Annotated in this window: 8 protein-coding genes and 1 tRNA gene; 6 read left to right on the plus strand and 3 right to left on the minus strand. The window is 65.4% G+C overall.

Going from position 1 to position 9,415, the window contains the following annotated elements:
* Positions 1 to 222: 222 nt before the first annotated feature.
* The 5 genes from AB3X96_RS33960 (at position 223) to AB3X96_RS33980 (ending at position 4,303) form a co-directional block, all read left to right on the plus strand.
* On the plus strand, positions 223 to 549 hold the full coding sequence (locus AB3X96_RS33960; protein ID WP_368593113.1) for a beta-xylosidase: 327 nt from the start codon (positions 223 to 225) through the stop codon (positions 547 to 549).
* Positions 550 to 805: 256 nt separating this feature from the next.
* Entirely contained in the window at positions 806 to 1,864 is a 1,059-nt protein-coding gene (gene selD / locus AB3X96_RS33965; protein ID WP_368593114.1) for a selenide, water dikinase SelD, read from the plus strand.
* Positions 1,865 to 1,983: 119 nt separating this feature from the next.
* On the plus strand, positions 1,984 to 3,051 hold the full coding sequence (mnmH, locus tag AB3X96_RS33970; protein WP_368593115.1) for a tRNA 2-selenouridine(34) synthase MnmH: 1,068 nt from the start codon (positions 1,984 to 1,986) through the stop codon (positions 3,049 to 3,051).
* Between the two features lie 25 nt (positions 3,052 to 3,076).
* Positions 3,077 to 4,132: a permease gene (locus AB3X96_RS33975; protein ID WP_368593116.1), complete on the plus strand. Its 1,056-nt coding sequence runs from the start codon at positions 3,077 to 3,079 to the stop codon at positions 4,130 to 4,132.
* 36 nt (positions 4,133 to 4,168) lie between these two features.
* Entirely contained in the window at positions 4,169 to 4,303 is a 135-nt protein-coding gene (locus tag AB3X96_RS33980) for a hypothetical protein (protein ID WP_018424239.1), read from the plus strand.
* A 76-nt stretch (positions 4,304 to 4,379) separates the two neighbouring features.
* Here the strand turns inward: AB3X96_RS33980 and dhaL are convergent, their stop codons facing one another.
* The 3 genes from dhaL to AB3X96_RS33995 all read right to left on the minus strand — a co-directional run bounded on the left by dhaL (position 4,380) and on the right by AB3X96_RS33995 (position 8,015).
* Positions 4,380 to 6,083: a dihydroxyacetone kinase subunit DhaL gene (gene dhaL, locus AB3X96_RS33985; RefSeq protein WP_368593117.1), complete on the minus strand. Its 1,704-nt coding sequence runs from the start codon at positions 6,081 to 6,083 to the stop codon at positions 4,380 to 4,382.
* Positions 6,084 to 6,369: 286 nt separating this feature from the next.
* Positions 6,370 to 6,446, minus strand: a tRNA-Val gene (locus tag AB3X96_RS33990).
* A gap of 78 nt (positions 6,447 to 6,524) precedes the next feature.
* Positions 6,525 to 8,015 carry a M81 family metallopeptidase gene (locus tag AB3X96_RS33995; protein WP_368593118.1) on the minus strand — a complete coding sequence of 497 codons (1,491 nt, stop codon included), beginning with the start codon at positions 8,013 to 8,015 and terminating at the stop codon, positions 6,525 to 6,527.
* Positions 8,016 to 8,697: 682 nt separating this feature from the next.
* Between AB3X96_RS33995 and AB3X96_RS34000 the strand changes: the two genes are divergently transcribed.
* Complete coding sequence (locus AB3X96_RS34000) at positions 8,698 to 9,159, plus strand: hypothetical protein (protein ID WP_368593123.1); 462 nt, start codon at positions 8,698 to 8,700, stop codon at positions 9,157 to 9,159.
* Positions 9,160 to 9,415: the final 256 nt, after the last annotated feature.

Raw genomic sequence — 9,415 nt, forward strand, 5'->3', positions numbered from 1 at the left:
ATGGCCTCGGCTCTTTTGGGAACAAAATTGATTATAGATGCCGTTTCACGACACGTAGCTCGATCGTAGTGCATTCGCCACCCGGGTAAATCAGACACGCGAAAGTCACCTGAATGAACGGCGCTCTCTGCCTGCACGATTTATTCCACGCGCCGGGCACCGTTCATGCTGAATCTGCGAATGGTAATTCGATTGACCTTTTCGACGGATTATTGCGCTCCTATGAACTACTCTCCTTACTCCTGTCGCGCGGCAGCCGGCGCAGCCTCGCTTGCGCTTCTCGGCGCCGCACTGCTGGCCGCGAACTCCCCCAGCCTTGCGCAGATTCCCCAGTCGGGCGGCTCTTCGCACATGGAAAGCCGCTCGTCCGGGATGGGTTCGACGCCCGACCCGGCCGCGTCGGCGGTTCACGAATCGCAAAAACCTCAGTCGAAAGACAGCGGACAAGGTAACGCGCGCGGCAAAACCGCCGGCCAGGGACAAAAAGCCGAGGGCGCCGGCGGATTTAACAATGGCTTGTATGGGACCGGCGCAGGCAGCAATAAATAAGGCATTGCAATCGTGCGGTAATTGGTTTGCTAATTGCCGACGGCGATCAATTCGCGCGGCGGTGCGCAATTGCGTTGGCGCGTGAAGAATTCGTTTCATGGCGCGCAGCTGCCGTTTGCATTTGCTCCGGCATTGGTACTTTCTACGCGGGCGTTTATCGTTCGGATAAAGCCAGTTTGCGGCCCGCGCCGACGCTGCACAGTGTGAAAACTACCCTCATAATGCGGTCATTCGACGAACCCGAACTCCCGCCCTCATGACCCAAGTCCAAGCAAGCCAGTCGCCCCGCCTTACGAGCCTGTCGCATGGTGGCGGCTGCGGCTGCAAGATCGCGCCCGGCCTGCTCGCCGATCTGCTCAAGCGCAGCGCGCCGCTGCCGTTTTTCCCCGACCTGCTGGTTGGCAACGACACCGCCGACGACGCCGCCGTCTACAAGCTCAACGAAGACCAGGCGATCGTCGCGACCACCGATTTCTTCATGCCGATCGTCGACGATCCGTTCGACTTCGGCCGCATCGCCGCGACTAATGCGATTTCCGACGTCTACGCGATGGGCGGCAAGCCGATCATGGCGCTTGCGATCGTCGGCATGCCGATCAACGTGCTGCCGCATGACGTGATTGCGGCCGTGCTGAAAGGCGGCGAATCGGTGTGCGCGGACGCGGGCATCCCGCTCGCGGGGGGCCATTCGATCGATTCGGTCGAGCCGATATACGGCCTCGTCGCGCTGGGCATCGTCGATCCGAAGCGCGTCAAGCGCAATGCGGGCGGCCGGGCCGGCGACGTGCTGATCCTCGGCAAGCCGCTCGGCGTCGGCATTCTGTCCGCGGCACTGAAAAAAGACCGGCTCGACGAGGCCGGCTACGCGGCCATGATCGGCGCCACCACCAAGCTGAACCGGCCGGGCGCCGAGCTGGCGCGGCTCGACGGCGTGCATGCGCTGACCGACATCACCGGCTTCGGCCTGCTCGGCCACACGCTGGAACTGGCGCGCGGCTCGAAGCTGACCGCGCGCGTGCACTATGCGGACCTGCCGTGGCTGCCGAACGTCGCGAGCCTCGCGGAAGCCGGTATTTTCACCGGCGCATCGGGCCGCAACTGGGATGCCTATGGCCACGACGTGGTGCTGCCCGCCACGTTGCCATCGGCCGGCCGTGCGTTGTTGACCGATCCGCAGACGTCGGGCGGGCTGCTGGTGTCGTGCGCGCCCGAGGCGGTCGAAGAGGTGCTCGCACTGTTCCGCGCCGATGGCTTCGCCGACGCGCGAGTGATCGGCGAGCTTGTGAGCGGTGAAGCGCGGGTCGAGGTCATCTGAGGCAGGCGGTTGAAGGAACGCGTCACTAGAGAACGCCTGAAAGGACGCATAACCGGCCCGAACGAGCCGCGCATGCGATAATTTCGGTCTTCCCGCGGTCCGTTTTCGTCCCTACTCCCTTGAAAAGTCTTCTAGTCAGCCTCGATAAAGCCGGCGATTTCGATGAAATCGTCGACGTTCGCACGCCGCTCGAGTTCGAGGAAGACCATATTCCGGGCGCGACCAACGCGCCAGTGCTGAGCAACGAGGAACGCGTGCTGGTCGGCACGACCTACAAGCAGGTGTCGCCGTTCGAGGGCACGCGGCTCGGAGCGGCGCTCGTCGCACGCAACATCGCGCATCATCTGGAAACCACGTTCGCCGACCGGCCGCGCACCTGGCGCCCGCTGATCTACTGCTGGCGCGGCGGCAAGCGCTCGGGGTCGGTCACGACGCTGTTCAACATGATCGGCTGGTCGGCGCGCCAACTCGAGGGCGGCTACAAGAGCTACCGGCGCGCCACGCTGGAGAGGCTCGAAACCCTGCCGCGCCGTTTCAGCTACATCGCGCTCGTCGGCCCGACCGGCAGCGGCAAGACACGGCTGCTGTCGGCGCTGCATGAGGCCGGCGCGCAAACGCTCGACCTCGAGGCGCTCGCCTCGCATCGCGGCTCGCTGCTCGGCGCGTACACGGGCGTGCAGCAGCCGTCGCAAAAGCGTTTCGACACGCTGCTCGTCACCGCGCTGCAAGACTTCGACGTGAACCGGCCAGTGTTCGTCGAGGCGGAAAGCCGGCGCATCGGCTCCGTCACGCTGCCGCTCGCGCTGCTCGAAACGTTTCATCGCGGCGCGTGCATCGAGGTGCGTTCGAGCCGCGAGGATCGCGCGGCGTTTCTGCTGCAGGATTACGCGCATCTGTTCGAGCATCCCGACTACTTCAAGGGACAGCTGGAACGGCTGATCGGCCTGCACAGCCGCGAGCGGGTCGCGGGCTGGCAGCGGCTCGTCGACGACAACCGGCGCGCCGAGCTCGCGCACGAACTGATCGAACTTCACTACGATCCCGCGTACGCGCGCAGCAGCGGCCAGCATTTCGATCAGCTGCCGACTGCGCTGCAACTCCATTTCCGCCCGAACGACGCCGACGTCGTCGAGCAGGCGAAAACGCTGCTCGCGCAGCTCGACACCCGTACGCTAGTCCTCGGTTGACTCACAACGACATTTAAGAACCATCATGCAATCAACCCTTCGGCAACCTCGCGTCACGTTTGGCTGGATCGTCTTCCTGCTGATCGCCGTCGTCGGCCTCTTCTATGTGAAGTGGTTTCCGTACTACAACCGCGCGTTCGTCGCCGCGAGCCAGCATTCGATCGGCAAGTCGATCCTGATGGGCACGTCCGCGAGTGCGCCGGCGGCCTCGTGGCAGGCCGCGATCGATTTCGCGCTCGCGTACGGCAAGGCGATCTGGCAGGCGATGGTGCTTGGCCTGCTGCTCGGCTCCGCGGTGCAAGCGCTGATTCCGCCGCAGTGGGTCGCGCGTGCGCTCGGTCGCGCCGACTTCAACAGTGTCGTCAAAGGCGGCCTGATGTCGTTGCCTGGCATGATGTGCACCTGCTGCGCGGCGCCGGTCGTCGCCGGCCTGCGCGCGCGCGAAGCGGCGCCGGGCGCGGCGATTGCTTTTTGGCTCGGTAACACCGCGCTGAATCCCGCGACGCTGATTTTCATGGGCTTCGTGCTCGGCTGGCAGTGGATGGGCCTGCGCCTCGCGCTCGGCATCGTGATGGTGTTCGGCCTCGGCTACCTCGTGAACCGCATGATCACGCCGCAGGAAGCGCAAGCGTCGCGAGAAGCCGTCGCGCAACTGGTCAGCGCCGACGATCCGGGTACCGCGTTCTCGCGCTGGGTCTCGATTCTCGGGCGCATGACGCTGCGGCTCGTGCCGGAATACATCGTGCTCGTGCTGATTCTCGGCGCGGCGCGCGCATGGCTGTTTCCGCACGTCGGCCCGGACGTCGACAACAGCCTGCTGTGGATCATCGCGCTGTCGATCGCCGGCACGCTGTTCGTGATTCCGACCGCGGGTGAGGTGCCGATCATTCAGGCGATGCTGTCGTTCGGTATGGCCGCCGGCCCCGCCGGCGCGCTGCTGATGACGCTGCCGCTCGTCAGCGTGCCGTCGCTCGCGATGCTCGCGCGGTCGTTTCCGCGGCGCGTGCTGACGGTGGTGGCCTGTGCGGTGGTGGTGTGCGGTGTCGTTAGTGGCTTGCTGGCCGTTGCGCTGGGCTTTTGAGCCGGTTTTTGAGTTCGAGTCGTGGAAGAAGGAAGCATGAAACGTATCGCCGCTTTCGCCGTCACGTGTTGGTCCGCCGCCGGGCTGCTGTACGTTGGACAGCACTCGGTGGCGCTGATCGCGCTGAGCGGCGTCGTTGCTTTCGCGGGGTTCGATCTGCTGCGGCCTTGAAGGGGTCGTTGTTTTTCTCGTCCGTGCAAGCTCGTTTGCCCGTTGCGTTCGCGGTAGCGTTCGCGTTCGCCCGCGCCTAACCCGAAAGGGCCTCGCCAATCGCCGCGAGCCACAACGCCACCGCGTGCGCGCCTGGGTCCACATGACCGATCGCTCGCTCGCCGACATAACTCGAACGCCCGCGGCGCGGATGCATCGAAGCGGTACGCGACGTGCCATCGATTGCCGCATCGACGGCGGCTTGCAATGCGGCATCCGTCGACGCTCCCTGAGCGAGTGCGTCATACAGCGCGTCGGCGGCGGGCTTCAGCGCATCGACCATCGTGCGATCGCCCGGCGTCGCGCCTCCGAGTTCCATCAATCCATCGACACCAGCGCTGAACGCCGTCGCCCATTGCCGTGCCGTGGCCCCGCCCGACGGTTCGAGCGCGGCCGCCGCGCGCAGCAGCATCACCGCATATAGCGGACCCGACGTACCGCCCACCACGCGCCGCAGCGTCGCCGAGATGCCGCGCAACACCGCGCTCGGCGTGGTTGCGGACGCGTAGGAATCGAGTTCGAGCTGCACCGCGCGTGCGCCGCGCGCGAGGCTGATGCCGAGGTCGCCGTCGCCGACGCGCTGGTCCAGTTCGGTCAATATCGGCTCGGCTGCCAGCAGGCACTCGCAGACCGCTTCGATCGCTCGCCGCAGCGTCGCGTCACGCGCGAGCGTCGCGCCGCTCGCGCCTGGCGGCGCGGGTGGCGCCGCACGCACCGCGACCTGGGCGACGCGGCCGCTCAGCGCGGGCCATGCGCTCGTATGCGAGGCGGCGTCGAGCAGGCTCAGCCGTTCGTCATCGACCCGCAGCAGCGTCAGCGACACGCCAGCCATTTCGAGCGCGCTCAGGAACGTGCCGGCCCACGCGCGCGCAACTTCGATGCCGCGCCCGGCGAGCTCGCGCAGCGCGGCGCCGGCTACCACGTGGAGCTCGCTCGATGGGGTGCCGCCAAGATTGTTGACGAGCAGCGCGACGCGCTCGCCGGGCTGCAACGCGAGATCGTCGATGATCTTTGCCAGCAGCTTGCCGACCATCGCATCGGCCGGTTCCAGCGCACCGCGCGCCACCCCGGGTTCGCCATGAATGCCGAGGCCCCATTCGATTTCGCGATCGCCCAGTTCGAAGCCCGGCTTGCCCGCGGCCGGCACCGTGCACGGCGTCAGCGCGACGCCCATCGTGCCGAGCGACGCGGCCGCTTCTTTGGCGATCCGCGCGACTTCGGGCAACGGCAATCCGCGCGCGGCCGCCGCGCCCGCGATCTTATGAACCAGCACCGTGCCCGCGAGTCCGCGACGGCCCGCGTGATCGCCGCTCGCGCTCAGCGCGACGTCGTCGGCGACGATCATCATCTCGACGGGAATGCCCTCGGCGCGCGCGATTTCGGCCGCGAGGCCGAAGTTGAAGCGGTCGCCCGTGTAATTCTTGACGATCAGCAACGCGCCTGGGGGGCCGGCCACCGCTCGGATTGCGTCGAGCACGGCGTCGGTGGATGGCGATGTGAAGATCTCGCCGGCCACCGCCGCGCTCAGCATGCCGTGGCCGACGTAGCCGCCGTGCGCGGGCTCGTGGCCCGAGCCGCCGCCGGAGATCAGCGCGACCTCGCCACGCGCGGCCACGGCCTCGGCATCGGCGCGCAACACGATCGTGCCGCCCTGCAACAGCGAGAGCTGGGGATTGAGGGCGATGAGCCCGTCGAGCGTGTCGGGGACCACGGTGGACACATCGTTGATGAGCTTCTTCATTGCGTCAGCTCCGTTGGATGCTGCCGGCAGCGCATGATCGAATGATGCGATGGGAACGGCAGTCGGGTCGTCGGCGAAAGCGGAAGGACTAACTGTACCGCGCATTGTCGAACGACGACGCAACAGCGGCAGAGAACGCGTAAATGTGCGCGAGCTGCGAGCCACAAGCGGACAACGAAAACGAAGGGGACGTGATGCCGAACGGCGAAACTGCGGGAACGACGGGATGGATTTGACTGGACCGTAGACGAAAGCGGAACCGCTTTCGTCTACGTCACAGATGCGTTGGTAGGCTCGATTGGATTCGAACCAACGACCCCCACCATGTCAAGGTGGTGCTCTAACCAACTGAGCTACGAGCCTTTAGAGGCGCGAATTATAGAGACTCGTCGCGGACTTCACAAGCCCTTGCGGCGATTTATCGAATCGCATGCGTGTTGATCAGTTGGTCGCGGTCCATTCGGTGTCAGGGTCCAATGGATAAACCGGCCGTTTCACGCGCTCGAATCTGAACAGACTGTAGTCCGAACTCGTGACGCCGCGACTATCGCATTCGACGAGCGCCGCCGCGATCGGCACGAAGACCGGCCGGCAATACATGCGTGATTTGAGCAGCAGAAAACGCGCGCGGCGCGGATCGATGCCGACGCTCTCGAACACGCCGAGATCCCACGGCTCATGCGTGTGTTCGGTCACGACGAGTTTCACCGTGCCGGCGTCGAGCACTGCCGCACGCCCCATGTACGCGCGTTGGCCGGTGTAGGTCGGACCGCTGATCACGTATTCGCCGTCCGTCAGCGCGCGCACGACGCCGGTCAGGGCGAGCGGCGAACGCGAGGGCAAAGCATCGTTTGTCAGCTTGTTGCCGATCGCGAGCGTGACCGTGCTTCCGACCCCCGAGGCCGCCAGGGCCGCGACCGCCTGCGGGTCGCACAACGGCCCGCTGACGATGTCATCGAGGCCCTGCTTCAATGCTTCCTCGAGCAGATCCATCGTGTCGCACGTGCCGCCTGACATGCAGTTGTCGCCATGATCGAGCAGCAGCACCGGTTTGTCGGCGCCGCGCGCGAGCGACGCCGCCCGCGCGACCGAATCGGCAAGCGGCGCGCTGCGATAGACGAAATCGTCGCGCTCGTCCCAGATCTGTCGCGCGACACGCTCGGCGACCGCCTCGGCATCCGCGCGCTCGCCATTGCCCACTACAACGACGCTAATGCATGGCGCGTCGATATCGGCGAGCGAGAAGCCCGCCAGCACCGACACCGCGAGCATGCCGTCGGCCTCGGCGGCACGCGCGGCGTCGAGCGCGCGTTTCATCGCGCCGTCGGCGCTCGCGCTGCGCAGCGTGTGCGTGAGCAGCGGCGGTTGACGCCACGCGATCACCGGCTTCGCGTGGCCGTCGATCATGTCGAACAGCAGGCGCGCCGCGTGCGCGCCAGTCTCGTACATGTCGACGTGCGGATAGGTTTTAAAACTGACGATGATGTCGGCGTTGTCGATCATCTTTTGCGTGACGTTGCCGTGCAGATCGAGTGCGACCGCGATCCGCGCGTGCGGCAACGACGCACGCACGCGCGCGAGCAGATCGCCTTCGCCGTCGGCCGAGTTCTCCGCGACCATCGCGCCGTGCAGATCGAGCATCACCGCGTCGCAACCGGTCGCGCCTGCCAGGATCGCGTCGCAGATCGTATCGTAGGCTGCGGCGTCCACCGGCCCACTCGGATTCGCCATGGCGGAGATCGGCGTCACGATTTCGGCGTGCACGCGCTCGGCGGCGTCGATGAACGCGGCCATCGCGGTTTGCATGCCCTTATTTTCGTCAAACGCGGCGCGGCCGTAGCTGGGACCGGTGCGGCCGAATGCGGCCAGCGGGGTTTCTACCGGCGAGAACGTGTTGGTCTCGTGGTTCATTCGTGCGATCAGGATCTTCATACGTGTACGCTCCCTGTCCTCGACGCGGCGCTCAGCATCACCTGCAGCAGCACCTTGAAGCCGGCTTCCAGATGATCGGCGCGCGTCCTCGATTTCGTCGTGGCTGATGCCGTCCTTGCACGGAACGAAGATCGTCGCGCTGGGTGTGATGCGCGCGAAATAGACCGCGTCATTGCCCGCGCCGCTGGTTACATCCGTCGAGGACAGACACCTCGAGCCAGCCGACCGTGGCGTGGCGACGCGGCGCATGATCGCGCGCCCGATGCGGTTCGCCGCGTGGAGCCCGCTTCGATGCTTCCCGGGTCGAACGCAACTGGATGGCGCTTGCCGACGGGACCTGCTCCGTTCCGGCTTGCTGGTCGGCGTTGTTCCAGTTGTCATGATAGAGAGGTTTGGCCGAGGCTGACGGCCGGACGTCCGCGAGGCGGCAATGCCGCGACGCCTTTCCGTGGGCGAGGATGGGAGGGAAAACCGCTGGATTCGAGGGTAGCGAACGGCGCACCGCGGGCGATCTAGGTGTCAATCCGCTCGACTACGGACGCCGCGACATGCCGGCAATCTGCACGCAAGTGGTCGCCAGCAAACGTTTTCGTCGAAGGAAGCGGGTAAAACGCAATGAAGGCTCAACCTTTTGCGAAGCGCGCCGTTATTGCATGTGCTCAAGCAAACCCCTCGGATCTCCATGGCACAACCGATTCCTTTCCGCAACTCTGGCGCCGCCCGCGCGCGGCATGCCAAAGCCCTGCTGTTGCCCATCGCGCGCCAGATCGCCGACGATCTCGCGTTACGAGTTCATCTGTCGCTCGACGCATTGCGCCGCGGCGTCGGCACGAAGAGCGATGCACAGACACTCATGCAGATCATGCTGTTGACCAGCTATCTCGCCGATGCCGGCTTCGGCTCGATGAGCCATGAAGAACTCCACGCCGCGGATCGCGCCTCGGCGATGGTGTTCGACGCAGGTCGGGAACGCGACGAATGGAAGCTGGACGAAGCGGGATTCGAGCTCTTTGCATCGATCGCTACGAGGTACGATCGGCAGCTGCATCGCGCTCCGCTTTGGGCGATTACGGAGGCCAGTGAGAGACTAGACCGCTTTATCGCAGGGGGATCCGATCGAGCGCTGGCGCGTAAGCGGGCATAGCGGTTTTGGAGGAAGTGCTGACCGCCTGAGCCAGAAGGACACGGATTTTGGACGAACGTGTCGGAAGTCGCCGGGTTACGCGGATGCGCTGCGGATCGGAAAGTAGTGAAGCGCGCGGAATTGGCCGCATAAACGCAAAAACCCCACCGCTGGGCGGTGGGGTTTCTGGCTTTGGGGGAGCCTGACGATTACCTACTTTCACACGGGCAATCCGCACTATCATCGGCGTGGAGTCGTTTCACGGTCCTGTTCGGGA

Source organism: Paraburkholderia sp. BR13439, from assembly GCF_040948805.1.
In the GTDB taxonomy this organism is placed as follows: domain Bacteria; phylum Pseudomonadota; class Gammaproteobacteria; order Burkholderiales; family Burkholderiaceae; genus Paraburkholderia; species Paraburkholderia youngii.